We start from the raw sequence: 23,718 nt of genomic DNA, 5'->3' as shown, positions 1-23,718 counted from the left end.
ATTTGCGGGGCGTTTACCGGCGGCGGTCGGTGTCGACGACGTCGACCCTGACCTGTTCGCCACCGGCCAGCGCCGCCACGACTGTGCGCAGTGCGCGTGCCGTGCGGCCCTGACGTCCGATCACCCGTCCGAGGTCGTCCTGGTGAACGCGCACCTCGAGGGTGTCCCCGCGGCGGTTGTTCTTGGCGCTGACCTTGACGTCCTCAGGACTGTCAACGATCCCGCGGACAAGGTGTTCGAGCGCTTCTGCCAGCAATTTACTCAGCCTCGGTGGTCTCTGCTTCAGCTTCGGTGGAAGCTTCGGCTGCCTCGTCCTTCTTGGCCTTCTTGGTGATGGCTTCCGGGATGATCACGGAACCCTTTTCCGGGGTAACGAAGGCAGCCTTGGGAGCCTTGGTCTTCAAGGTGCCCTCCTGGCCGGGGAGACCCTTGAACTTCTGCCAGTCACCGGTGATCTTGAGGATCGCGGCAACCTGCTCGGACGGCTGTGCGCCGACGCCGAGCCAGTACTGGGCACGGTCCGTGTCGACCTCGATGTACGAGGGCTCTTCGGTCGGGTGGTACTTGCCGATTTCTTCGATGGCACGGCCATCACGCTTGGAGCGTGCGTCCATGACGACGATGCGGTAGTACGGTGCGCGCATCTTACCAAAGCGCTTAAGGCGAATCTTTACGGCCACTTTTGTGGTCACTCCTGTTTCTGAAACGGGGTCGAGCCCGGCGTTCTGCACCCGTGGGGCGGGCCGTACTAGGGGGTTCTAAAAGGACAAGATCCGGACGCGGAGAGAGGGGCCACGCAGATCGAGTACCTGTTCATTGTGCCAGATCAACGCCGGGATTTCGACTTGACACACAGCGGCCCGGTCAGGACGACCACACGTACAGCCCGGTTCGGGCATTGGGGTCCACGCTGCCGGCGAGCTGGGCCAGCCGCTGAACGTAGCCACGGGCCTCTTCGGACCCGAAAGGCATGTCCTCCTCCGCCGCCCATCTGGCAGCAACATCCTCCAGGATGTTGCCCTCTCCCTCGGTCTCGTAGCTGAGGAGTTCCGCGAGCGCCCGGACCATGGCCGGCGGCACGCCCAGGAGCGAATCGCTCGCCACATCCACCATGGCGAGTTCGTAGTCCGCGCCCGCCGCGTGCACCGCTGCGCCGGCAAGGTCGCCAAGCTGCTCAATTTCAAAATCGCTGATGTCCGGAATCCGGAGCGCCTCAGGAGCCGCAGGTCCCCCGCCGTCGAGTACCCCCGCGCGCTTGAGGGCCTCATCGTGGGTGGAAACAAAGATTTCAGTGAAACCCATGGAAATCATCCTCATTCCGTCGGCGGTGTGATGGTCCTGACCAGCAGCCTCGCGGCTGCCCCGGGGCCGTCCGGATTCAGCCTAACCCAGATGGACGTGCTGGTCAGCGCACCCTTAGCGGACGGCGACGCGGATCCGGTTGCGCCACGGATCCTCGAACCGCAGCTCCGCCCCCGTGTGGTGGGAGGCGACGCCGGCCACCCGCAGACGGTCGGCGAGCGCGCCAACATCGTCTCCGTCCGGAACTTCGATCAGTACTTCGCCCAGGCCCAGCGTGTCCCGCCTGGGTCCGGCGCCCCTGCTGTTCCAGACGTTCATGGCCATGTGGTGGTGGTAGCCGCCGGCCGAGACGAACAGGGCCTGCCCGTGCCATCCCGCGGTTTTCTCGAAACCAAGCGTGCCCACATAGAAATCATCCGCTGATTGAACATCGCCCACTTGAAGGTGGACGTGCCCGACGCCGGCCCGGGACTCCAGCTGCCCGCTCACCGCTTCTTCGGTCAGGTGTTCCTGCAGGAACCTCTGCGGCGGCAGCGCCAGGCTGTCCATGACCACATTGCTGCCCTGCCAGGACCAGTCTTCACGCGGGCGGTCCCAGTAGAGCTCGATTCCGTTGCCCTCAGGGTCGCTGAAGTAGAACGCCTCGCTGACGAGGTGGTCCGCGCTGCCCGTGAACAATCCGGGTTCATACCGGGCCGCGGAGGCCACCGTGGCGGCGAGCGACGGCCGGTCCTCGAAAAGCAACGCCGTATGGAACAGTCCGGCCTCCCCCCGGGCCGGGAGGTTGAGCCCGGGGGCCGGCGCCAGGTGGACCAAGGGCCTTCCGCGCCGGCCAAGGTACACACCGCCGTCCTGGTCAGCCACGGTTTCCAGCCCGAGCGCCCGCTGGTAATAGTCCGTCATCAGCTTCATGTTCCCCACCTTGAGCATCACAGTGCCCATGGCGAGATCGGCGGGCAGCAGGTCCTTGCTGCTGGATTCTGCGGTCATGGCAACTCCCAAACTCCTGAAATTCCGCCACCGGCGTCCGGCGACGATTACATAGAGTTAAATTACTTGAAGCTTCAATTTATTCCTGGCGGAGCTGCCGTCCACGAAGAACGATGTGCCACAGGTCCAGCAGGGTGGCCGGATGGAGCCGGGGGTCCTGTCCGCAAAGTACGACGTCGGCACTGGCACCTTCCGCGATGCCCTCTGCTCCCAGCCACTCCCGCGCTGCCCATGACGCCGCGTCAAGCGCCGCTGTTGCCGGCAGGCCTGCGGCGTGGAGCGCCTGGATCTCATCCACGATCCGGCCATGGCCGATGATGCTGCCCGCATCCGTCCCGGCGTAGATCGCCACACCCGCTTCGTAGGCCTCCAGGATCCGCTCGTTCCGCCGCTGCCACAGCGCCCGCATGTGCGCCGAGTAGCGCGGGAACTTGGCTTCCGCCCGGTCAGCGATCTCCGGGAACGTTGCAATATTGATGAGCGTGGGCACAATCGGGACGCGCTGTTCCACGAACCGGGGCAGATGCCGCGGAAGAAGGCCGGTTCCGTGCTCGATGCAGTCGATGCCGGCGTCGAGCATGTCATCCAGCGTGTCCTCAGCGAAACAGTGTGCGGTCACCCTGGCGCCTTCATCGTGGGCGGCGCGGACGGCGTCCCGCACCACGGCGGCCGGGAACGACGGCGCGAGGTCGCCGGCATCGCGGTCGATCCAGTCCCCCACCAGCTTGACCCAGCCGTCGCCGGCGAGCGCCTGTTTCCGCACCGCCTCGACCAGGCCTTCCGGCTCAACCTCGACGGCGAATCCCCTGAGGTAGCGCTCGGTCCTGGCGATGTGCCGGCCGGCCCGGATGATCCGGGGCAGCTCGGGGCGGTGCTGGAGCCAGCGTGTGTCATGTACTGCGCCCGCGTCGCGGACCAGCAGGGTACCGGCGTTCCGGTCCGTGATGGCCTGCTCTTCAGCCAAGGACTCGGGAACATCCCCGGCGGGTCCGAGTCCGATGTGGCAATGCGCATCCACCAAGCCAGGCAGGACCCAGCCGTCCAGCACAACGTCGGCGGGAGCGGCCGGACGGCTGAATGTCAGCCTGCCGTCGACGGCCCAGAGGCCGTGCCGCTCCTCGTCCGGGGCCGTGAGCACGGTCCCGCTGAATTCGATGATGCCAGCCATGCCTCAAGCCTAGACCGGCAGACTGCAGCCGCCGACTTGAACGCCGTGTGACAAGGACACCACCCGGCCCTGTGGTAGCTTCGTTTACGACCACACGGGTGCCCTTGCAGGGGCTGAGATCGGGCTGATGCAGCCTGCGACCGTTGAACCTGTCCGGGTAATGCCGGCGAAGGAAGTGAGTATTCCGTGAATACACAAGAAGCACAGCTGATCCCTGCCCAAAATGAAACCGCTGCCGGCGCATCGGGAACGGTTGAAACACAATCCCTGAAGTCCCACTCGTTGGCGTTCATCGCTGACGAGGACACCGGGATCAGGGTGCCGGTGACCGAGATCGCCCTGGAGGATTCACCGGGCGGCGCAGCCAACCCTCCGTTCCGGGTGTACCGGACGGCGGGGCCCGGTAGCGATCCCGTGGTGGGCCTGGAACCGTTCAGGTCCCGCTGGATCGAATCGCGGGCCGACACCGAGCCCTACAGCGGCCGGGAACGGAACCTGCTCGACGACGGCAAGTCGGCCGTGCGCCGCGGCGCCGCGTCCGCGGAGTGGAAGGGCGCGCAGCCGGTGCCCCGCAGGGCCGTCGACGGCAAGACCGTCACGCAGATGCACTACGCACGGCAGGGCGTGGTGACGCCGGAGATGCAGTTTGTTGCCCTCCGGGAGAACTGTGACGTGGAGCTGGTCCGGAGTGAAGTGGCTGCCGGCCGCGCCATCATCCCCAATAACATCAACCACCCGGAATCCGAACCGATGATCATCGGCAAGGCCTTTTTGGTGAAGATCAATGCCAATATTGGCAATTCTGCCGTCACCAGCTCCATTGCCGAGGAAGTGGACAAACTGCAGTGGGCCACCCAGTGGGGCGCCGACACGGTGATGGACCTGTCCACCGGCGACGACATCCACACCACTCGGGAATGGCTCATCCGCAACTCCCCGGTCCCGATCGGCACGGTACCGATCTACCAGGCCCTGGAGAAGGTCAACGGCGAAGCAAACGCCCTCACCTGGGAGATCTTCCGGGACACCGTGATCGAACAGTGCGAACAGGGTGTGGACTACATGACCATCCACGCCGGCGTGCTGCTCCGGTATGTTCCGCTCACCGTCAAACGGGTCACCGGAATCGTGTCCAGGGGCGGCGCCATCATGGCCGGCTGGTGCCTGGCCCACCACCAGGAAAACTTCCTGTACACGCACTTCGACGAGCTGTGCGAGATCTTCGCCAAGTACGACGTCGCGTTCTCGTTGGGCGACGGACTGCGGCCAGGTGCGACGGCGGACGCAAACGACGCCGCCCAGTTCGCCGAGCTGGATACCCTGGCTGAACTGACGCAGCGTGCCTGGGAATTCGACGTGCAGGTGATGGTCGAAGGTCCGGGCCACGTGCCGTTCCACCTGGTCCGCGAGAACGTGGAACGCCAGCAGGAACTTTGCAAGGGGGCGCCGTTCTATACCCTCGGGCCGCTGGTCACTGACATCGCTCCCGGCTACGACCACATCACCTCCGCCATCGGCGCCACGGAAATCGCACGCTACGGCACGGCCATGCTCTGCTACGTCACGCCCAAGGAGCACCTTGGGCTGCCGAACAAGGACGATGTGAAGACCGGTGTGATCACCTACAAGATCGCCGCCCATGCCGCCGACCTCGCCAAGGGCCACCCGGGCGCCCACGAGCGGGACGACGCGCTGTCCAAGGCCCGGTTCGAGTTCCGCTGGCGGGACCAGTTTGCGTTGTCCCTGGACCCGGTCACTGCGGAAGCGTTCCATGACGAGACGCTGCCTGCCGAACCGGCCAAGACTGCCCATTTCTGTTCGATGTGCGGCCCCAAGTTCTGCTCCATGCGCATCAGCCAGGACATCAGGGACGAATACGGTTCAGCCGAGGCCCAGACAGCCCTCGCGGAGATGGCTGCCGGCATGCGTGAGAAGAGCAACGAATTCCTGGCCGCGGGCGGCAAGGTCTACCTGCCGGAGCTGAGCGTACCGGCTCCCGGGCGCTAGCGTCCAAATCTCCGTCCGGCTGGCCATTGGGGGCCAGCCGGCCGGGCCCGCCCAGGGCCGCAGGTGAGGGATCCGCTAAGACGCCTGTGAGTGCTGACGCCGGCTGACCTCTGCGATGAACGACCGGATGAACCGGTCGCCCTCCACCGAATCCTGCGGCCGGTGTCCGCCCGCGGCAACGCGGTGCAGAGCACCGGTTTCGCGCAGGTAGCCGGCGATTTCCTCGTACAGCGGCTCCCAGCCTCCGGTGAGGACCAGGGTGGGGACTCCAGGCACGATCTGAAGCGGCGCTTCCCACGGAGGCGCCTGTAGCCGGAGCCGGCGGGCCGCGCTCCGCGCCTCCGGCGTCGCCGGTTCCTCGCTGTGCACGGAAAACGCCCGCCGGACGAACTCCCGCTGGAAGTCATCGTCTCCGAGCTGGTGCCGCACATCAAAAAGAGGCTGCATCAGGGCGCGGTGCGCCGCAGTCGCCGGCAGTTCGGCGGTCAGGGACAGGCAGGCGGGCTCCACCAGGGTGAGGGAATGCACCAGGTCCGGTCGTTCCACGGCCGCCATCATCGCCGCAATGGCCCCTTGGGAATGCGCCACCACATGCCCGCCGGCAGCGCCCCGGCCCTCGTCCGCCAAAGCACCCAGCACAATGTCGGCGTCGGCCTGGAAATCTGATTCGAGAGGTTCCGCTGCCGCGTCAAAGCCGTGGCGGCGCAGGAACAGAGCGTCGTAGGCAAGGGCCATGCCGTGCTGCTTGGGCCACGCAGCGGACCCGAAGGCCCCCGAACCGTGGACGAACACTACGCGCTGCTTAAACATGCCCCAACCCTATGGCAATGGCCGGACACTCCGGCACGCCGACATCGGAGTTGCCCGTGCGGATGACCGCGCCGCCAGGAACTACTTGCTCCCGCCGAGGAACTTATCGAAGCCCTTGGGCAGGTTGAGCTGTGACGGGTCAAAGTCCGCCCCCTGCTGGCCGAAGGCGGCGCCGGTGGGAAGTGCCTTGCTGGCGTTCGCGCGCCTGGCCTCGGCCTCGCGGAGTTCCTGCGCTGCCTTGGCCGGGTTTCCGGACTTGGCCTTCTTCTTGGGCGCGTTCTTGGCGCCGCCCTTGCGGGCTCCACCGCCGCCGCCCATGCCGGGCATTCCGGGCATCCCGGGCATCCCGGGCATTCCGCCGCCCGCTGCCATCTTCTTCATCATCTTCTGAGCCTGGGCAAACCGCTCCAGCAGGCCGTTGACGTCCGAGACGTGCATGCCCGAGCCCTTGGCGATGCGCGCCCGGCGCGAACCGTTGATGATCTTGGGGGCGACGCGCTCGTGCGGGGTCATGGAACGGACGATCGCTTCCACCCGGTCGATTTCGCGTTCGTCGAACTGTTCAAGCTGCTGCCGGATGTTTTGCGCGCCCGGCATCATCATGAGCATTTTCTTCATGGAGCCCATGTTGCGGATCTGCTGCATCTGGGCCAGGAAGTCGTCGAGCGTGAAGTCTTCCTGGTCGGCGAATTTCTTCGCCATCCGGGCGGCTTCGTCCTTGTCCCAGGACTTTTCAGCCTGTTCGATCAGGGTGAGGACGTCACCCATGTCGAGAATGCGGGAAGCCATCCGGTCCGGGTGGAACAGCTCGAAGTCGTTGACGCCTTCACCGGTCGAGGCGAACATGACGGGCTTGCCGGTGACCGACGCGACGGACAGGGCGGCGCCGCCGCGGGCGTCGCCGTCGAGCTTGGAAAGTACGATGCCGGTGAAGTTGACACCCTCATCGAAGGCGAGTGCCGTGTTGACGGCGTCCTGGCCGATCATGGAGTCGATGACGAAGAGCACTTCGTTCGGAACGATGGCCCGGCGGATCTGGCGTGCCTGCTCCATCATTTCGGCGTCCACGCCGAGTCGACCGGCGGTGTCCACGATGACGACGTCGTGCAGCTTCTGCCGCGCTTCTTCGACGCCGGCGCGGGCGACCGCCACGGGGTCGCCGGCCGGGTGTTCCAGCTCGGCGGAGGTGGCACCCGGGTGCGGGGCAAAAACGGGGACGCCGGCACGCTGGCCGACAACCTGGAGCTGGTTCACGGCGTTGGGCCGCTGGAGGTCGCAGGCGACCAGCATGGGGCTGTGTCCCTGGGACTTCAACCACTTGGAGAGCTTGCCGGCAAGGGTGGTCTTGCCGGCGCCCTGCAAGCCCGCGAGCATGATGATGGTGGGGCCGGTCTTGGCCAGGCGGATGCGCCGGGTTTCGCCGCCCAGGATTTCAACGAGTTCCTCGTTGACGATCTTGACGATCTGCTGGCTGGGGTTCAATGCACCGGAAACCTCGGCGCCGAGGGCACGTTCGCGCACCCGCCCCGTGAATTCCCGCACCACGGACACGGCAACGTCAGCGTCCAGCAGGGCCCGCCGGATCTCGCGGACGGTGGCGTCAACGTCCGCCTCGGTGAGGCGGCCCTTGCCACGCAGATTCTTGAAGGTTGCTGTCAACCGGTCAGAGAGTGAATTGAACACGCGCCGTGCACTTCTTTCAGTGGATCTACAGCTGGCGGCCGGTGCGGCTCGCCAGAGTCGTGACTGTTGTTGGCCTGGACCAACTGCCTCGACAACGGGACTCGACTATCTAGGGTACCAAGACAGCCCTTCAAGATGGCATGCTGGCAGGATGGCCAGCCAAACAACTGTAAAAACCCTGCTCATCCTAGGCGCATCCGGGGACCTCACCGGCAGGCTGCTGCTGCCGGGACTCGCCCGGCTGGCGGCAAAAGGGCGCGCTGGGGGGCTGACGCTCGTTGGCGCAGGATCGGATCCCTGGTCGCAGGAACAGTGGCTTGAGCGTGTCGAATCGTCCTTCGCCGACTCGAACTCCCAGGCGGACGCCGCCGGCAAACGGGAGCTCAAGCGGATCGCCGGAACAACCGCGTACCACCAGCTTGACGTCACTGCGGGCGGGGAGCTCGCCGCCCTATTGTCCGGCCTTGAGGCACCGGTGGCCGTCTACTTCGCACTTCCGCCCCACGTCAGCCAGAAGGCGTGCGAGGTGCTGGCCCCGGGGGACGTTCCGGCCGGTACGCGGCTGGTGATGGAAAAGCCGTTCGGATCAAGTGAGGATTCCGCCCGCCACCTCAATCAGACCCTGGCGGCACTGGTCCCGGAGGACCACATCCACCGGGTGGACCACTTCCTGGGCAAGGCCACAGTGCTGAACATCCTGGGCCTTCGCTTCGCCAACACTTTCCTGGAGCCGGTCTGGAACCGGGACTACATCGAAAAGGTGGAGGTCATCTTCGACGAGGACCTGGCCTTGGAAGGACGCGCCCGCTACTACGACTCCGCCGGCGCGCTCCGGGACATGATCCAGAGCCACCTGCTGCAGATCATGGCCCTGATGGCGATTGAGCCGCCGGCTTCGGTTGAGGAGCGCGATCTCCGGGACGCGGTGGCCACCCTCCTGCGCGCCAGCAGCATCAAGGCGCCCTACCGGTCAAGCACGCGCCGCGCCCGATACACGGCGGGATCCATTTCCGGGCGGAAAGTGCCCGACTACGCCAAGGAAGAAGGCGTGGACGCGGCCAGGAACACCGAGACGCTGGCTGAAGTGCAAGTGGACATCGACAACTGGCGCTGGCAGGGCGTCCCGTTTATCCTCCGTTCGGGCAAAGCGCTGGGGGTAAAACGCAAGGAGGCCGTGGTCACCTTCAAACCGGTGCCCCATTTGCCCAGGGGTTTCACCGGCGTTGACTCGCCCAACCAGCTCCGGATCGGGTTCGGGCCCGACACCCTGCAGTTCGACGTCGACGTCAACGGCCCCGGAAACGTCCTGAGCCTTGACCGGGCCACCCTCAACGCCGAGCTCAGCGCGTCCGACCTGCTCCCCTACGGTGAAGTCCTCGAGGGCGTCCTCACCGGCGATCCGCTGCTGTCGGTGCGGGCGGACACCGCCGAGGACTGCTGGCGGATCATTGAGCCGGTCATCAAGGCCTGGAGCCGCGGCAGTGTTCCGCTGGAGGAATACGCCGCCGGAACCTCGGGGCCGGAAAACTGGCCCGCCTAGGCATCCCGCAACGCAAAAGCGGGCCCGGCGCCTTTTCAGGTGCCGGGCCCGCTTTTCGCTTGCCCATGGGGCTAGCCGTGGGCTAGATGGCGGCCGAGCCGCGTTCTCCCGTACGTACCCTTACAGCTTCAAAAACGTCCACCGTCCAGACCTTGCCGTCGCCGGCACGCCCTGTGTTGGAGCTGGCGATGATGACATCCAGGATGTCATCCGCCTGTTCGTCCGTGGCCAGGACCTCAACGCGGATCTTGGGAAGCAGGTCCACGTTGTACTCAGCCCCGCGGTACACCTCCGTGTATCCCCGCTGCCTGCCGTATCCGCTGGCGGCGCTGACCGTGAGGCCCTGCACACCATAGGATTCGAGCCCCTCCCGGATTGAGTCGAGCTTTTCCGGCCGGACGATTGCTGTGATCAGTTTCATGCCCCCACACTTTCCTTACCTGTTGCTGCGTCAGACTTCTTGCCGTCTTCCGAAACCGGAGCGGGCTCTTCGCTCTGCTTGCCGGTGATCAGTTCATGCAGCGGCTGGAAGCTGCCGCCGTGGCCGCCGACTCCGAATTCGTAGGCGGTTTCTGCGTGCAGGCTGAGGTCCACACCCACAACTTCCTGCTCCTGGGAGACACGGAAGCCCATGGTCTTGTGGATCGCCAGTGCGATCAGAGCCGTCAGGATGGCCGAGTAGGCGATCGCGATGCCTGCCGCTGCGAGCTGGGCCCACAGCTGGGTGAGTCCGCCGCCGTAGAACAGGCCGCCGCCGACGCCTTCGACCGGGAGGGCGATGAAGCCGAGTGCCACGGTGCCGATAACGCCTGAGACCAGGTGGACGCCGACGACATCCAGGGAGTCATCGAAGCCCCAGCGGAACTTCAGGCCGACTGCCAGGGCGGAAGCCGCACCTGCTACGAGACCGAGGCCAAGCGCGCCGATCGGGCTGACGTTTGCACAAGCCGGAGTGATTGCAACCAGGCCGGCAACCACACCGGATGCTGCACCGAGCGAGGTCGGGTGGCCGTCGCGGATGCGCTCAGTGATGAGCCAGCCGAGCATGGCAGCTGCCGGAGCGGCGAGGGTGTTGACCCAGATGAGGCCGCCCTGTTCCGCCGTGGTTGCTGCGCCGCCGTTGAAGCCGAACCAGCCGAACCAGAGGATGGCTGCGCCGAGCATAACGAACGGGATGTTGTGCGGGCGGTGGTTCGGGTCCTTGCCGAAGCCCTTGCGGTTGCCGATGATCAGAACGAGGATCAGTGCGGCCACGCCGGCGTTGATGTGGACCACCGTGCCACCGGCAAAGTCGATCGCCGGGCCGAGTGCCTGGCCAACAGCGCCTTCGGGCCCGAAGAGCCCTCCGCCCCAGACCATGTAGGCCAGCGGGCAGTATACGAGCGTGACCCAGACAGGCACGAACACGGTCCATGCGCCGAACTTTGCACGGTCCGCGATAGCGCCGCTGATGAGTGCCACCGTGATGATGGCGAATGTTGCTGCGTAGCCGACCTTGATGAGTCCGTCCGGAGCCGTGATGCCCTCGAGGCCGAACGTTGCGAACGGGTTACCCACGATCTGCAGGAAACCTTCGCCGGAGCTCATGGATGCACCCCAGAGCACCCACACCACGCCGACCATGCCGATGGAGATGAAGCTCATCATCATCATGTTCAGCGCGGCCTTCGCACGTGTCATGCCGCCGTAGAAAAATGCCAGTCCTGGTGTCATGAACAGCACGAGTGCCGCCGCAACCATGAGCCATACGTGACCTGCGGTAAGTTCCATGGTGCACGTCCTCCCTTGCCTAGATGCTTAGTTGTGCAAACGGAGTCTTCCGCTTGTACAACGCCTTTTGAGTTCTTAGACGATTTTTGCCGGGCTGTGTTTCGCCGGCGGAGGAATTAGATGTCCGGGTTGTTACAACAACCTCCCGGAAGTAAATGGTGCATATCCTGCTTGTTACGGTTATGTTTCACCATTCCAAAACCGCCCTTCCACAGCACTCTGCAAGGACAACGGCCCCATGACCGATCGTTTCCGCCCAGCCAAGGCCCTGCCCCGCCGGAACAGCGGCCAGTCCGGCCGCACGGAAGGTGCGGCGCAGCCCGGTACCACCAAGTTGCCGCGTGACATCAAGGTGATGCTGGCCGCAGCGTTCCTGATTGCGCTCGGGTTCGGACTGGTGGCGCCGGTGTTGCCCCAGTTCGCGACCACATTCGATGTCGGGGCCACCGCCGCCGCCGTGATCGTGAGTATTTTTGCGTTCATGCGGCTGCTGTTCGCCCCAGCCGGCGGTGCACTGATCGTGAGGCTGGGTGAACGGCCCGTCTATGTTGCCGGACTGCTGATCGTGGCTGCTTCAACGGCTGCGTGCGCGTTCGCCCAGGACTATTGGCAGTTGCTCATTTTCCGCGGTCTCGGCGGCGCGGGTTCGGTGATGTTCACGGTGGCTTCGATGGCCCTGGTGGTGCGGCTTGCGCCGCCGGAGAGCCGCGGCCGGGTCTCCGGCGCGTACGCTTCCGCATTCCTGATCGGCAATGTCTGCGGACCGATTGTCGGCGGCCTCCTTGCCGGCTTCGGCCTCCGCATTCCGTTCCTGGCGTACGCCGCGGCGCTGGTCCTAGCGGCGCTTGTGGTGCAGACGCAGCTTAGCCACGTACCCGGCAAGTCCCGGAAGGACAGCGGCCTGGAGCAAGCGATGGGCCTGGGCGAGGCCTTGCGGGACAGCGCCTACCGGGCGGGCCTGTTCTCCAGCTTCGCCAACGGCTGGGCAACGTTCGGCGTGCGTATGGCCACCGTTCCCCTGTTCGCCGTCGCGGCGCTGGGTGCCGGGACTGCTGCGGCGGGCTGGGCGCTGGCCGTCTTTGCCGGCGGCAACGCCGCAGCGCTCACGGTCTCGGGGAAACTGGCAGACACCCTCGGCCGAAAGCCGCTGATGATTGCCGGGCTGGTCCTCACCGGATTGGCGACCGCGGGCATCGGGCTGACCCACGATATGCCCTGGTTCCTGGCGGCCTCCGCCGTTGCCGGAATCGGTTCGGGCCTGCTGGGCCCGGCCCAGCAGGCGGCCATCGCCGACGTGATCGGCAATGGCCGTTCCGGCGGCCGCGTGCTGGCGGTCTTCCAGATGACGTCCGACGCCGGGGCCATCATCGGCCCGGTCCTCGCCGGGCTCCTCGCCGACCGGCTCGGGTACGGCTGGGCGTTCGGCGTCACCGGCGGCGTGCTGATCGTGGCTGCCGCCGGCTGGCTGTTCGCACGGGAGACGTTCCAGCGAACCGCCCCGAGCGGCGCGTCGACGAACTAGTTCAGCAGCGCGTCCACAAAGCTCTCGACCTCGAACGGGGCCAGGTCGTCCGCGCCCTCGCCGAGGCCGATCAGCTTGACCGGGACGCCAAGCGATTTCTGGATGGCGACTACGATGCCGCCCTTGGCGGTGCCGTCCAGCTTGGTGAGGACGATGCCGGTGATGTTGACCACCTCGGAGAACACGCGAGCCTGGTTAAGGCCGTTTTGTCCGGTGGTGGCATCCAGCACCAACAGGACCTCGTCCACCTCGGCCAGCTTCTCGATGACCCGCTTGACCTTGCCGAGTTCATCCATCAGGCCCACTTTGTTCTGGAGCCGTCCGGCGGTATCGATCATGACCACGTCGACTTCCTGGTCGATGCCTGCCTTGACCGCTTCATAAGCAACGGAGGCTGGATCGGCGCCGTCGATGTCGGACTTGACGGTGGGCACGCCCACGCGCTGGCCCCAGGTGGCGAGCTGTTCGGCGGCGGCGGCACGGAACGTGTCCGCCGCGCCCAGCAGGACGTCCTTGTCCTCGGCCACGAGGACGCGGGCGAGCTTGCCTACGGTCGTGGTCTTGCCCACGCCGTTCACACCCACCACCATCATGACGGAGGGCGTATCGGCGTGGCGTTCCGTGCGGAGACTGCGGTCCATGGTCGGGTCCACGAGCTTGATCAGTTCTTCGCGAAGAAGGGCTTTGACTTGCTCGGGGGTGCGTGTTCCCAGCACTTTGACCCGCTCCCGGAGGGCATCGACCAACTGCATGGTCGGTTCCGTGCCTAGATCGGCGAGCAGGAGGGTTTCTTCGACTTCGTCCCAGACGTCTTCGTCAATCTTGTCGCTGGACAGGAGGGCCAGCAGGCCCTTGCCGAGGACGTTGTTTGACCTGACCAGGCGTTCGCGAAGCCGGGTTAGCCGTCCCGCCACCGGCAGCGGCGTCTCCACCGCAATGACCTCAAGTCCCGCCGCGTCGTCGGGGACCTCGGCCGTTTCCAGTCCTTCGAGGTCGACGGCGTCAGGCGCCTGGCGTCCAGGCGTCACCGCCGGGCGGTCCTCCACCAGCGTTCCGCCGGCACCGCGCTGGGGCTCGGCGGGATCGTTGGCGTCACGGGTGCCCGGGTACTTGGTGATGTTCCGGCGGGTCTTCATGAAGACCGGGATCAGCCCGCCAATGACCACCAGGGCAGCGAGGATGGCAAGAATAATGGGGAGGATGTCATTCACTCCCCTAGCTTCTCACAACGTTTCACACACGTGTCACACATGTGTGGATGCCAGGGGGAACGCTATACCTCGGCTCCAAGGCGCTGGCTGATGACCGCCGAAACGCCGTCGCCCCGCATGGTTACCCCGTAGAGCGCGTCGGCAACCTCCATGGTCCGCTTCTGGTGCGTGATGACGATCAGCTGGCTGGACTCGCGGAGTTCTTCGAAAATGGTGATGAGCCGGCCCAGGTTGGTGTCGTCCAGGGCGGCTTCGACCTCATCCATCACGTAGAACGGTGATGGACGCGCCTTGAAGATGGCAACGAGGAGGGCCACTGCCGTCAGTGAACGCTCGCCGCCGGAGAGCAGGGAGAGGCGCTTGATCTTCTTGCCGGCCGGCCGCGCTTCCACCTCGATTCCCGTGGTGAGCATGTCCGAGGGGTCGGTCAGGACGAGCCGTCCCTCGCCGCCGGGAAAGAGCCGGGCGAAAACGCGGACGAATTGCGCCGAGGTGTCGGCGAACGCTTCGGCGAACACCTTCTGGACACGGTCATCCACTTCCTTGATGATGTCCAGCAGGTCCTTGCGGCTTGATTTGAGGTCCTCCAGCTGGGTGCTGAGGAATTGGTGCCTTTCCTCCAGGGCGGCGAATTCCTCCAATGCCAGCGGATTGATCCGCCCCAAGGAGGAGAGGTCCCGCTCTGCTTTCCGGAGCCGTTTTTCCTGCTCCTCGCGGACGAAAGGCTTGCCCTCAGGGACCGGCTTGCCGGCCTCGTCCACCGGTGCGCGGAGTGCCGCCCACTTGTCACCGGATTCCCCCGCGGGCACGGGCACCGGCTGGTCCGGCCCGTAGTCCGCCACGAGCTGGTCCGGCGAGAGGCCGAGTTCCTCGACCGAGCGCAGTTCGAGGGCTTCGATCCGCAGCCGCTGCTGCGTGCGGGCAAGCTCATCGCGGTGCACCGAGTCCGTCAGTTCGGCCAACTCCCGGATAAGTGTGTTGTTCTGTGACCGGACGTCCACGAGTTCGCGGTCCCTGTGCTCCCGCTCTTCCTCCGCCAGATCCCTCGCGCGCGCGGCAAGGTCCACGGACACGTCCATAAATGCGATGACCTGCTCCACAGCAGCCGAAACGGCCGCGGCCCGGCCGGCCTGGATCCGGCGGTGGCGGGCACGTTGGGCGGCCTCTTCACGTGCCCGGCGCTCGGCAACTGCTGCCCGTTCCAGGGACAAGGCCCGGTTGCGGGTGGCCGTCAGTTGCTCCTCGGCACTCCGCAGGGACAGCCTGGCCTCCATCTCGGCCGACCTTGCCGCTGACGCCGCCAGCGCCAGTTCGTCGCGGAGTTCCGGAGAGGGTTCCTCATCCTCGGGGGCCTGCTGGGCTGCGTCCAGGCGTGCGGCCGCAGCCTGCAGCGCATCCTGCTCGGCCACGATGTTTGCCTCGGCCTTGGCCAGCGACGCGCCAAGCCTTTCGCTCTCGCCGACGGCGCTCCGCAGCACCGAGTTCAAGTGGCCCAGCCGTTCGGCCACCGCAGCGAGCCTGGCATCGGATTCGTGGAGCCGGTCCAAGGCTGTGTCCGCGCGCTCCTGGGCTTCCGCCCGGCGGGCCTGGGCCGAGGCCAACGCAAACCGGTTGCGTTCAAGGTCCGCGCCGACAGAGGCGATCCTGGCCTCAGCGTCGTCTACGGCCGCCTGCACTTCCAGCAGCGACGGCGCATTCGCCGAACCGCCCCGGACGGTGAAGGCCGTGAAGACGTCGCCCGCGCGTGTGACCACAGTCAACCCGGGCTGGGCGTGGATAAGCCGCGACGCCGACTCCAGGTCCTCAACAACAGCCGTTCCCGCCAGCAGGGTGCGCAGGAGGCTGCCCGGCAGCAGTCCCGTGGCCGTGACCAGGTCCGCGGCCCAACGGGCACCGCCGGGAAGCGGCCGTGGAGCAGCGGCGGTTGATCCTGCTGTCACCTCCGCGGGGAGCCTGTCAGCCGCCGCCAGCAGCAGCGAGGCAAGGCCGGCGTCGTCGTCCTTTAGCAGCTGCAGCGCTTCGACGGCGGTAGCGGCGTCCCGCACGACGACGGCGTCCGAGGAGTTTCCCAAGGCAGCGGCGATTGCAGCTTCATAACCGGCCTCGACGGCCAGCATCGACGCAAGTGGCCCCACGATGCCGGGCAATCCCGAATCGGCGACGCGGCCCGAACCGTCCTTGCGGCTTAGCCCCAGCTGCAACGCATCCCGACGGGCAACCAGGGCGTCCCGTTCGCGTTCGCCCTCACGCTCGGCTGATTTCAACCCATCGATTTCCGCCAGGATTTCGTCCAAAACAGCGCTGGCGTCCTCATAATCGGCGTCAAGTGTTTCCTCGCCGTCCTCGACACCTGCCACTTGCGATTCCAGTGCCGTGAACTCGCTCTGGGCGCGGCGGCGGCGCTCGTCGCCGGCAGCCTGGGATTCCCGGAGCCTGCCAAGCTCTGCCTGCGCGGACTCGACGCGCGACCGTGCGGCGCCCACCTGGCCGGCCAGTTTCGCCAGCCCCTCGCGGCGGTCCGCCGCAGCACGGAGGACCGCGGCCAGTCGCTTGTCTTCGGCGCTGGCGGCACTTTCGGCATCCTGTTTGGCTGCCGTGGCGGCTTCCAGGGCAGCGCGTTTCTCCAGGATGCCGTTTTCCAGTGCCGACTGTTCTTCGCGGACCCGCGCCGCGTTCCGTTCGAGCTGCTCCGGGTCCCGGCCGGAGTCCGGGACATCGTCCGCGGCGCCAAGCAGCCGGCGCCGCTCTTCTGCAAGCGACCCGAGGGAGCGAAGCCTTTCCCGCCCCGCCGAGAGCTGATACCACGTGTCCCGGGCAGCGTTGAGTTTGGGGGTGGCTTCGGCGGCAAGCTGTTCCAGTACTGCCTGCCGCTGCCGTCCGGTTTCAAGGCCCTGCTCGACGACGGCCCTGCGCGCCTTCAGTGCCGATTCGTCGGCAACGTCCTTGGCCAAGGCGGACTGCAACTGCACGAGGTCGTCCGCGAGCAGCCGCGCCCGGGCGTCCCGTACTTCGAACTGGACGCTTTGCGCCCGGCGAGCCACTTCGGCCTGTTTGCCGAGCGGGGTCAGCTGGCGCCGGATCTCACTGGTGAGGTCGCTCAGCCGCTGCAGGTTCGCCTGCATCGCCTCCAGTTTCCGGACCGTCTTTTCCTTGCGCCGGCGGTGCTTGAGGATCCCCGCGGCCTCTTCGATGAAGCCGCGCCGGTCCTCCGGGGTGGCGTGCAGGACCTTGTCCAGCTGGCCCTGCCCGACGATGACGTGCATTTCCCGGCCCAGGCCGGAATCGGACAGGAGCTCCTGGATGTCCAGGAGGCGGCAGCCGGAACCATTAATCGCGTATTCGGATCCGCCGGTACGGAAAAGCGTCCGGGAAATGGTCACTTCGCTGTATTCAATCGGCAGCGCGCCGTCTGTGTTGTCGATGGTCAGGGACACGTGCGCCCGGCCCAGCGGCGGGCGCCCGGACGTACCGGCGAAGATAACGTCCTCCATCTTGCCGCCGCGGAGCGTCTTGGCACCCTGTTCGCCCATGACCCAGGCCAGGGCATCCACGACATTGGATTTCCCGGAGCCGTTCGGGCCGACCACTGCAGTGACGCCCGGCTCAAAGTCGAACGTCGTGGCTGACGCGAAGGACTTGAATCCGCGGACGGTCAGGCTCTTGAGGTGCAAGGTGTTTCGGATCTCCTGAGTGGCTGAAGCGGCTAGTTCCTGCCCTAAATCTACTGCGTGGCACCGACAAACCGCGGATTTACAGCCTTTTCCCGCCTACCACCGGCCGTTACGGGGGCGGGGCTGGCACACGGGGCACGTATAGGACGACCGGTTCATGAACTGTTCGCGCTTCATGAGGCTCACTATCCCCGCAGCGGCGCAGCGCTTGCACTCCAGGTTTTCCCTGCCGTAGGCGTTGAGGGACCGGTCGAAGTATCCGGAAGCGCCGTTGACGTTGACGTAGAGGGAGTCGAAGCTGGTGCCGCCGGCGGCAAGGGCGTCCAGCATCACCTCGCGGGCGGCCTCAAGAACCTTCAGTGCTTCGGCGCGGCGGAGCGTGTCGGTGGGCCGCGCGTAATGCAGCCTCGCCCGCCACAGTGCCTCATCCGCGTAAATGTTGCCGATACCTGAAACCAGTCCTTGGTCCAGCAGCGCGCGTTTGAGGCCGGTTTTTCGTGCCCGCAGCCGGCGGTAGAACGAATCGAAGGAGAAATGCGGATCGAGCGGGTCCCGGGCGATGTGGGCGGCTTCCTCGGCAATGACCGGCGCCGGGAGCTCCCCCAGGCCGCCTGGTCCACCGTCGGATGTTGGGATCAGGGACGTCACGAACAGTCCGCCGAAAATGCGCTGGTCCACGAACCTGAGCTGCTCCGGCATGCCTTCAGCCGGACTGAGCCGCAGGCGGATTTTCAGGTGCTTTTCGTCCGGAACGCCGGCATCCTGCATCAGCAGCTGGCCGCTCATGCCCAAATGAGCCATCAGGGCCACCGCCGGGCGGGCGGTGCCGGGCGGCCGGACCGCGTCGGCGTCCGGGTGCACGGCGTCGGCCTCCTCCAGCGGAAGCCAGAGGAACTTTCCGCGCCGCACCACGTCCACGACCTTGGCGCCTTCGAGGTTGCCGGCAAAATCCTGCACGCCGAGGGCGTGCCGGCGGATGGAGCGCGGATCCAGGACGTCAACAGAGGTAATTGTCCTGCCACGGACCCAACTCACCAGTCCGCGGCGGACAACTTCGACTTCCGGCAGTTCAGGCACGGAAAACCTAGCGGCCGGTTTCGGAATCCGCCGGGAGGCTTGGCGTCGCGGCAGCTGACAGCTTCCGCCAGGCATCGGCGGCAGCTTCCTGTTCAGCTTCCTTCTTGGAGCGACCGGCACCCTGACCGTAGTCGGTCCCGCCGATCCGGAGCACGGCTTCAAAAGTCCGCGCATGGTCCGGGCCTGAGCCCTCCACGGCGTAGTAGATGCTGCCAAGCTGACGGCTGGCCGCCAATTCCTGGATGCTGGTTTTCCAGTCGGTTCCGGCGCCAAGCGCAGCGGCGTCCTGGAGCAGCGGACCGATCAGCCGCATGACCAGTTGGCGTGCCGTCTCGATGTCGTTGGACACGTAGGTGGCGCCGATGAGGGCCTCCATGGTGTCCGCGAGGATGGAGGACTTGTTCTTGCCGTCGGTGAGCTTTTCGCCCTGTCCGAGGTAGATGTAGTCACCGATGCCGAGGCTGCGGCCGATTCCGGCAAGTGCCCTGGTGCTCACCACGGCTGACCGACGCTTCGCGAGGTCGCCTTCAGGCAAGGCAGGGTTGTCACGGTACAACGCATCCGTCACCGAGAAACCCAGGATGGAATCGCCCAGGAACTCGAGGCGCTCGTTGGTGGGTATGCCGCCGTTTTCGTAGGCATACGAACGATGTGTCAGAGCAAGACGAAGCGTCCCGGCGTCAATAGAGACACCGAGACGCTTCAAAAGCTCTTCAGTTGAAGACGTCATGTTCAGCCAGTGGGCCGATTAGACGTCTGCGACCTTGCGGCCCTTGTACTCAAGGAACAGCGCAGTGCCAGCCGAGTCGGTAACGACCTTTGCCTGGTGCGGCAGGCTGTAGGTAACCTGGCCGTTCTCAACGGTCTTCACCAGGTGGGGGGCAGTTGCCTTCCACTGGGAGCGGCGGGCGCGGGTATTCGAGCGAGACATTTTCCGCTTCGGGACAGCCACGGCTAACTCATTTCTCTCTAGAAAAACACTTACAAATCAATTTTGCCGGTCAGGCTTAGCCAAGTCAGCTAGGGCAGCCCAGCGAGGATCTACGACCTCGTGGTGATGCCCCGGCTCGTCTTCCAGGCGTACTCCGCATTCGGAGCAAAGGCCCTGGCAGTCTTCCCGGCACACCGGCTGGAACGGCAGCATGGTTACAACCGCGTCCCGCAACACCGGCTCAAGATCGATTAAATCGTGCTCGATTCGATATTGCTCTTCTTCGTCTTCTTCAGCGGAGAACTGGGCGCCCTCGTAGAAGAAAAGTTCTTGCACATTGACCTCAAGGTCATACGCAAGGGGATCCAGGCATCGGCCGCACTCGCCGGTTACTCCGACGAGAACGGTTCCTGATACCAGAATTCCTTCGTGTACGGCCTCCAGCCGCAGATCCAGCTCGATGTCCGAGCCTTCCTGCACGCCAATGAGTGCCACACCAAGATCCCTTGGTGCAGGTACATGTTCCGTCAGCGTCCGCATGCTCCCCGGACTGCGTCCGAGGTCCTTGACGTCGAACGCCAAGGGCGAACTAGCATCTCGTTTAATGAGAACTCCTGTTGAACATATGACCGACGTACTATCTTAGCCTGATCTCCCGGGCGGACTCAAACCGGCTGAAAGCCACACAGTAAAGGACCGCGTGACAGTCTGGGAATGGGCCGCAAAACCGGCAGGGGCCGTTGCGTACCGATCAAGCCTACCCTCTGCCGGGCTGATCCGAGGACGGCTCGCCCGCCAGCAGGCGTTTCAACACCGACCTGGGCACATAGTCGGACACGCTGCCGCCCAAGGTGAAGACTTCCTTGATAAGGGTTGACGACAAGTGGAGGTAGTGGCCTTCGGTGGGAAGGAACACCGTTTCCACCCCGCTGAGCTGCCGGTTCATGGTTGCCATCGGGAGCTCATAGTCGAAGTCGGACGAGGAACGAAGGCCCTTCACGATCGCAGACACACCCCGCTGCCTGCAGTATTCGGCCAGCAGGCCCTCCCCCACCGGCTCCACCACGATGCCGCGCAGCGACGCGAGGGTCTCGCGCGCCATGTCGATGCGCTCTTCCAGCGAGAAGCGGTATTTCTTGGCGTAGTTGGTGGACACCGCCACGATGACTTCGTCAAAGAGGCCCGCGGCCCGCGCGATGACTTCAAGATGGCCATTGTGGATCGGGTCGAAGGAGCCTGGGCATACGGCACGTCTCATGCTCCGAACCTACCCCATTCACGGGCCGGGATAACATGACTGGATGCCCGAGTCGAACAATCCCTGCACCGTTGCAGTGGGCGCAGTTCTTGTCAGAGGGCGGGCAGAGAACGCCGTAACCAACCGACAGGCAGGCAGACAGTGACCACATCAGTTCCGGCACCGTGGCAGCGGGCGGCATCAGGGGCCAACCTGCTGGCAGCCAACGGCACACTCGGCGTCACGATCTTCGAGGAGATGACCACCCTCGCGGTCCGGACCGGTGCCATCAACCTGGGACAGGGTTTCCCCGATGAGGACGGCCCCGCGGAGATCAAGGCGGCTGCGCAGGCGGCCATCGCTGCCGGCGCCAACCAATACGCCCCGGGGAAAGGAATCCTTCCCTTGCGGGAGGCCATTGCGGCACACCAGGAGCGGTTCTACGGACTGACGCCGGACCCCGAGACAGAGATCATCGTCACCACCGGCGCCACCGAAGCCATTGCTGCCTCATTGCTGGCGTTCGTGGAACCCGGTGATGAAGTGCTTACCTTCGAACCGTTCTACGACTCCTACGGCGCCATCATCGGACTGGCGGGAGCCACGCATGTGACGGCGCCTCTGCTCGCTCCGGACTTCATGCCGGACATGGCGGCACTGGAAGCGGCTTTCAGCGGCCGCACCAAGGTGGTGCTCATCAACAACCCGCACAACCCCACCGGCGCGGTTTTCCCCCGCGAGGTGCTTCAGCGCGTCGTCGAACTTGCCTCCCGGCACGACGCCGTGATCATCACTGATGAGGTCTACGAGCACCTGACGTTCGGGGAACGTCACATCCCCGTGGCGTCCCTGCCCGGTGCTGCCGGCAGGACAGTCACCATTTCCTCCGCCGGCAAAACGTTCTCCTTCACCGGCTGGAAGATCGGCTGGTTGAGCGGACCCGAACACCTCGTGGCCGCCATCCGGACAGTGAAGCAGTTCCTGAGCTACAGCTCCGGCACGCCGTTCCAGGGCGCCATCGCCGTGGGGCTCGGCCTTCCTGACGATTTCTACACCGGAATCTCTGAGACCCTCAGGCATAAGCGCGACATCCTCAGCGAGGGGCTGAAGGCCGCAGGCCTGGACGTCTTCACACCGCAGGGAACGTACTTCGTCAACGTGGACACGGCACCCCTGGGGATCTCCGACTCGGTGGACCTGGCCCGGCGGCTTCCGGAGCTGGTGGGGGTCGCCGCCATCCCGGTACCCGTCTTCTGCCACCCCGAGGGCGCCGAACGGACCCGCAGCCTGCTCCGCTTTGCGTTCTGCAAGAAGACCGAGATCCTCGAAGAAGCCGCCGCCAGGCTCGCGACGCTTCGCGACAGGCTCTGACGGTGGCGGCCCGGCCCGCGGCGGCCTCGCGCTTCCTCCGGAAAACCGGTCAGCATGCAGCCATCGAGCCGGATGCCTTCACCGCGGGTGCCTACGTGCTCACCATCGGCGGCGCGGAGCAGTCCCACGTGAACCTCGCTGAACCGGGCGAAATATTCTACGAGTACCTCCGCCGGATCGGCCACGTGGTGGATCTGGCCGCCCCTGCCGGTGAGCCCGTCAGGGCGCTGCATCTTGGGGCCGGGGCGCTGACGCTGGCCCGCTACATCCAGGCGACCCGGCCAGGGTCTGTGCAGTACGCCGTGGAGCTTGAGCGCGAGCTCCTGGACTTCGTCCTGCAGCAGCTGCCGATGCCGGACGGGACGGAGCTGCACACGCTGATCGGCGACGCCCGGGACGCCTTGGCGGAGCTGCCTGCGGAACTGCGTTTCGACGTCGTAATCCTGGACATCTTCTCCGGGCCGGAAGCGCCGGAGCACATCGCCTGCACCGCCTTCTACGCGGAAGCGGCGGCAAAGCTGACGCCGCGTGGCGTGCTGATAATCAACGTGGGCGACGAACCGGGGCTGACACTTGTCCGAAGCCAGGTGGCTGCCCTGCGGCGAGCGATGCCCGGAGTGTCCGCGTTCGCCGAGTCCAGCATGTTCGCCGGCCGGCATCCCGGCAACATCGTACTCATCGGCACCCAGGGTCCCTGGCCCGTTGGATGGACCGAGGATCTGAAGGCCCGCGGCCCGCACCCAGCGAGGGTGCTCGCCGGCATGGACCTCGACGCGCTCTCCCGTTAGGCCGGGCTCAGGCAGGGCCGGGCAGCGAAGGCTATGGCGGGCTCCGGCATCCGGCCAGTCAGCTGCCGCCGCCCACGGGCTCGGCAAACCACAGCTTGGTCTCGCCGTATTTCTTCTCGGCGAACCGTTCCAGCGACGCCGGCCACGACGGCTCCGGGCTGCGGGAGGAGCGCTCCACCACCACGACGGCGGCCTCCGCCAGAAAGGGCGACAGTTCCTCCAGCACCGCCCCCATGGCGGGCTCGTCTAGCGGATACGGCGGATCCAGGAACACAAGGTCCCACAACGCGCCCTGCACCGTCCGTTCCAGGAAGGACTCCACGCGGGACCGGTGCACCGACACGGCCTTGCGGCCGATGGCCCCGTTGACGAGGTCCGCGTTGCGCTGGCAAACCTCGCTGGCTTTGCCGTCAAACTCCACCAGGTCTACGGTTTCCGCCCCGCGGCTGGCACTTTCCACGCCGAGGGAACCGGATCCGGCGTAGAGGTCAAGAACCCGGGCACCCGCCACCACGTTGAACGCTTCAAGCCGCGAGAAGAGGGCTTCCTTGACTCGGTCCGTGGTGGGACGGGTCATGGAACCCGGCACGCTGACCAGCGGGATTCCGCCCCCGGCACCGGAAATGATGCGGCTCATGCC

At 65.7% G+C, this 23,718-nt stretch carries 22 protein-coding genes and 1 riboswitch; of the genes, 5 read left to right on the top strand and 17 right to left on the bottom strand.

The annotated features are described in order from the left end of the window. Nucleotides 1–13: 13 nt before the first annotated feature. The 5 genes from J2S97_RS03205 to J2S97_RS03185 form a co-directional block, all read right to left on the bottom strand. Complete coding sequence (locus tag J2S97_RS03205; RefSeq protein WP_011692324.1) at nucleotides 14–256, bottom strand: RNA-binding protein; 243 nt, start codon at nucleotides 254–256, stop codon at nucleotides 14–16. A gap of 1 nt (nucleotide 257) precedes the next feature. Next, a complete protein-coding gene (gene rpsP / locus J2S97_RS03200) occupies nucleotides 258–680 on the bottom strand; it encodes a 30S ribosomal protein S16 (RefSeq protein WP_028271661.1) in 423 nt (140 codons plus the stop codon). 184 nt (nucleotides 681–864) lie between these two features. Further along, the gene (locus tag J2S97_RS03195; RefSeq protein WP_307046480.1) at nucleotides 865–1,302 is read right to left on the bottom strand and encodes a hypothetical protein; all 438 of its coding nucleotides are present in this window, start codon (nucleotides 1,300–1,302) and stop codon (nucleotides 865–867) included. A gap of 114 nt (nucleotides 1,303–1,416) precedes the next feature. Beyond that, nucleotides 1,417–2,292 (bottom strand): VOC family protein, encoded by an 876-nt coding sequence (locus J2S97_RS03190; protein WP_307046477.1) that lies wholly within the window; start codon nucleotides 2,290–2,292, stop codon nucleotides 1,417–1,419. A gap of 79 nt (nucleotides 2,293–2,371) precedes the next feature. Further along, nucleotides 2,372–3,460, bottom strand: a complete 1,089-nt coding sequence (locus J2S97_RS03185) for an amidohydrolase family protein (protein ID WP_307046474.1) — start codon at nucleotides 3,458–3,460, stop codon at nucleotides 2,372–2,374. 84 nt (nucleotides 3,461–3,544) lie between these two features. After that, nucleotides 3,545–3,652: riboswitch (TPP riboswitch) on the top strand. On the opposite strand from J2S97_RS03185, the gene thiC reads away from it, so the two are divergent. Continuing rightward, a complete protein-coding gene (gene thiC / locus J2S97_RS03180) occupies nucleotides 3,647–5,467 on the top strand; it encodes a phosphomethylpyrimidine synthase ThiC (protein WP_307046472.1) in 1,821 nt (606 codons plus the stop codon). It overlaps the preceding riboswitch by 6 nt. Nucleotides 5,468–5,542: 75 nt before the next feature. On the opposite strand, the gene J2S97_RS03175 is transcribed toward thiC, so the two are convergent. Together J2S97_RS03175 and ffh are read right to left on the bottom strand one after the other, a co-directional pair. After that, nucleotides 5,543–6,277, bottom strand: coding sequence for an alpha/beta fold hydrolase (locus tag J2S97_RS03175; RefSeq protein ID WP_307046470.1), 735 nt, complete (start codon nucleotides 6,275–6,277; stop codon nucleotides 5,543–5,545). An 81-nt stretch (nucleotides 6,278–6,358) separates the two neighbouring features. After that, nucleotides 6,359–7,960, bottom strand: coding sequence for a signal recognition particle protein (ffh, locus tag J2S97_RS03170; protein WP_307046468.1), 1,602 nt, complete (start codon nucleotides 7,958–7,960; stop codon nucleotides 6,359–6,361). Between the two features lie 151 nt (nucleotides 7,961–8,111). On the opposite strand from ffh, the gene J2S97_RS03165 reads away from it, so the two are divergent. Next, a complete protein-coding gene (locus J2S97_RS03165; RefSeq protein WP_307046466.1) occupies nucleotides 8,112–9,500 on the top strand; it encodes a glucose-6-phosphate dehydrogenase in 1,389 nt (462 codons plus the stop codon). A gap of 82 nt (nucleotides 9,501–9,582) precedes the next feature. Here J2S97_RS03165 and J2S97_RS03160 read toward each other — a convergent pair whose 3' ends face one another. Together J2S97_RS03160 and J2S97_RS03155 are read right to left on the bottom strand one after the other, a co-directional pair. Then, a complete protein-coding gene (locus tag J2S97_RS03160; protein WP_011692333.1) occupies nucleotides 9,583–9,921 on the bottom strand; it encodes a P-II family nitrogen regulator in 339 nt (112 codons plus the stop codon). Further along, entirely contained in the window at nucleotides 9,918–11,270 is a 1,353-nt protein-coding gene (locus tag J2S97_RS03155; RefSeq protein ID WP_307046459.1) for an ammonium transporter, read from the bottom strand. The genes J2S97_RS03160 and J2S97_RS03155 overlap by 4 nt, the downstream gene beginning before the upstream one ends. A gap of 355 nt (nucleotides 11,271–11,625) precedes the next feature. On the opposite strand from J2S97_RS03155, the gene J2S97_RS03150 reads away from it, so the two are divergent. After that, nucleotides 11,626–12,792, top strand: coding sequence for an MFS transporter (locus J2S97_RS03150; RefSeq protein WP_373460490.1), 1,167 nt, complete (start codon nucleotides 11,626–11,628; stop codon nucleotides 12,790–12,792). On the opposite strand, the gene ftsY is transcribed toward J2S97_RS03150, so the two are convergent. The 7 genes from ftsY to coaD form a co-directional block, all read right to left on the bottom strand. Beyond that, complete coding sequence (gene ftsY / locus J2S97_RS03145) at nucleotides 12,789–14,003, bottom strand: signal recognition particle-docking protein FtsY (RefSeq protein ID WP_307046455.1); 1,215 nt, start codon at nucleotides 14,001–14,003, stop codon at nucleotides 12,789–12,791. The genes J2S97_RS03150 and ftsY overlap by 4 nt on opposite strands. 62 nt (nucleotides 14,004–14,065) lie before the next feature. After that, nucleotides 14,066–17,674, bottom strand: a complete 3,609-nt coding sequence (gene smc, locus J2S97_RS03140; RefSeq protein ID WP_307046453.1) for a chromosome segregation protein SMC — start codon at nucleotides 17,672–17,674, stop codon at nucleotides 14,066–14,068. 96 nt (nucleotides 17,675–17,770) lie between these two features. Continuing rightward, the gene (mutM, locus tag J2S97_RS03135) at nucleotides 17,771–18,751 is read right to left on the bottom strand and encodes a bifunctional DNA-formamidopyrimidine glycosylase/DNA-(apurinic or apyrimidinic site) lyase (protein WP_307046451.1); all 981 of its coding nucleotides are present in this window, start codon (nucleotides 18,749–18,751) and stop codon (nucleotides 17,771–17,773) included. Nucleotides 18,752–18,758: 7 nt separating this feature from the next. Next, the gene (gene rnc / locus J2S97_RS03130) at nucleotides 18,759–19,481 is read right to left on the bottom strand and encodes a ribonuclease III (protein ID WP_307046449.1); all 723 of its coding nucleotides are present in this window, start codon (nucleotides 19,479–19,481) and stop codon (nucleotides 18,759–18,761) included. A gap of 18 nt (nucleotides 19,482–19,499) precedes the next feature. Further along, nucleotides 19,500–19,703, bottom strand: a complete 204-nt coding sequence (rpmF, locus tag J2S97_RS03125; RefSeq protein ID WP_009356569.1) for a 50S ribosomal protein L32 — start codon at nucleotides 19,701–19,703, stop codon at nucleotides 19,500–19,502. Between the two features lie 36 nt (nucleotides 19,704–19,739). Further along, entirely contained in the window at nucleotides 19,740–20,264 is a 525-nt protein-coding gene (locus J2S97_RS03120) for a YceD family protein (protein ID WP_307046447.1), read from the bottom strand. 175 nt (nucleotides 20,265–20,439) lie between these two features. Further along, nucleotides 20,440–20,940 (bottom strand): pantetheine-phosphate adenylyltransferase, encoded by a 501-nt coding sequence (gene coaD, locus J2S97_RS03115; protein ID WP_307046445.1) that lies wholly within the window; start codon nucleotides 20,938–20,940, stop codon nucleotides 20,440–20,442. 141 nt (nucleotides 20,941–21,081) lie between these two features. On the opposite strand from coaD, the gene J2S97_RS03110 reads away from it, so the two are divergent. Beyond that, nucleotides 21,082–22,290, top strand: a complete 1,209-nt coding sequence (locus J2S97_RS03110; protein WP_307046443.1) for an aminotransferase class I/II-fold pyridoxal phosphate-dependent enzyme — start codon at nucleotides 21,082–21,084, stop codon at nucleotides 22,288–22,290. Nucleotides 22,291–22,292: 2 nt separating this feature from the next. Then, nucleotides 22,293–23,078, top strand: a complete 786-nt coding sequence (locus J2S97_RS03105) for a spermidine synthase (RefSeq protein ID WP_307046441.1) — start codon at nucleotides 22,293–22,295, stop codon at nucleotides 23,076–23,078. Nucleotides 23,079–23,136: 58 nt separating this feature from the next. Here J2S97_RS03105 and rsmD read toward each other — a convergent pair whose 3' ends face one another. Further along, complete coding sequence (gene rsmD, locus J2S97_RS03100; RefSeq protein ID WP_307046439.1) at nucleotides 23,137–23,715, bottom strand: 16S rRNA (guanine(966)-N(2))-methyltransferase RsmD; 579 nt, start codon at nucleotides 23,713–23,715, stop codon at nucleotides 23,137–23,139. Between the last annotated feature and the right edge of the window lie 3 nt (nucleotides 23,716–23,718).

Source organism: Arthrobacter oryzae (genome assembly GCF_030812315.1).
GTDB classification, from domain to species: Bacteria; Actinomycetota; Actinomycetes; order Actinomycetales; family Micrococcaceae; genus Arthrobacter; species Arthrobacter oryzae_B.
Note: the sequence above shows the minus strand (reverse complement) of the source record. Positions and strands in the feature narration are given on the sequence as shown.

Bases quoted from the DNA above. Each gene is read 5' to 3' on its own strand.
- J2S97_RS03190 (WP_307046477.1), bottom strand. From the start codon at position 2,292: ATGACCGCAGAATCCAGCAGCAAGGACCTGCTGCCCGCCGATCTCGCC.
- J2S97_RS03195 (WP_307046480.1), bottom strand. From the start codon at position 1,302: ATGGGTTTCACTGAAATCTTTGTTTCCACCCACGATGAGGCCCTCAAG.
- coaD (WP_307046445.1), bottom strand. From the start codon at position 20,940: ATGAGACGTGCCGTATGCCCAGGCTCCTTCGACCCGATCCACAATGGC.
- J2S97_RS03150 (WP_373460490.1), top strand. From the start codon at position 11,626: ATGCTGGCCGCAGCGTTCCTGATTGCGCTCGGGTTCGGACTGGTGGCG.
- J2S97_RS03175 (WP_307046470.1), bottom strand. From the start codon at position 6,277: ATGTTTAAGCAGCGCGTAGTGTTCGTCCACGGTTCGGGGGCCTTCGGG.
- J2S97_RS03160 (WP_011692333.1), bottom strand. From the start codon at position 9,921: ATGAAACTGATCACAGCAATCGTCCGGCCGGAAAAGCTCGACTCAATC.
- rsmD (WP_307046439.1), bottom strand. From the start codon at position 23,715: ATGAGCCGCATCATTTCCGGTGCCGGGGGCGGAATCCCGCTGGTCAGC.
- rnc (WP_307046449.1), bottom strand. From the start codon at position 19,481: ATGACGTCTTCAACTGAAGAGCTTTTGAAGCGTCTCGGTGTCTCTATT.
- J2S97_RS03185 (WP_307046474.1), bottom strand. From the start codon at position 3,460: ATGGCTGGCATCATCGAATTCAGCGGGACCGTGCTCACGGCCCCGGAC.
- J2S97_RS03165 (WP_307046466.1), top strand. From the start codon at position 8,112: ATGGCCAGCCAAACAACTGTAAAAACCCTGCTCATCCTAGGCGCATCC.
- J2S97_RS03155 (WP_307046459.1), bottom strand. From the start codon at position 11,270: ATGGAACTTACCGCAGGTCACGTATGGCTCATGGTTGCGGCGGCACTC.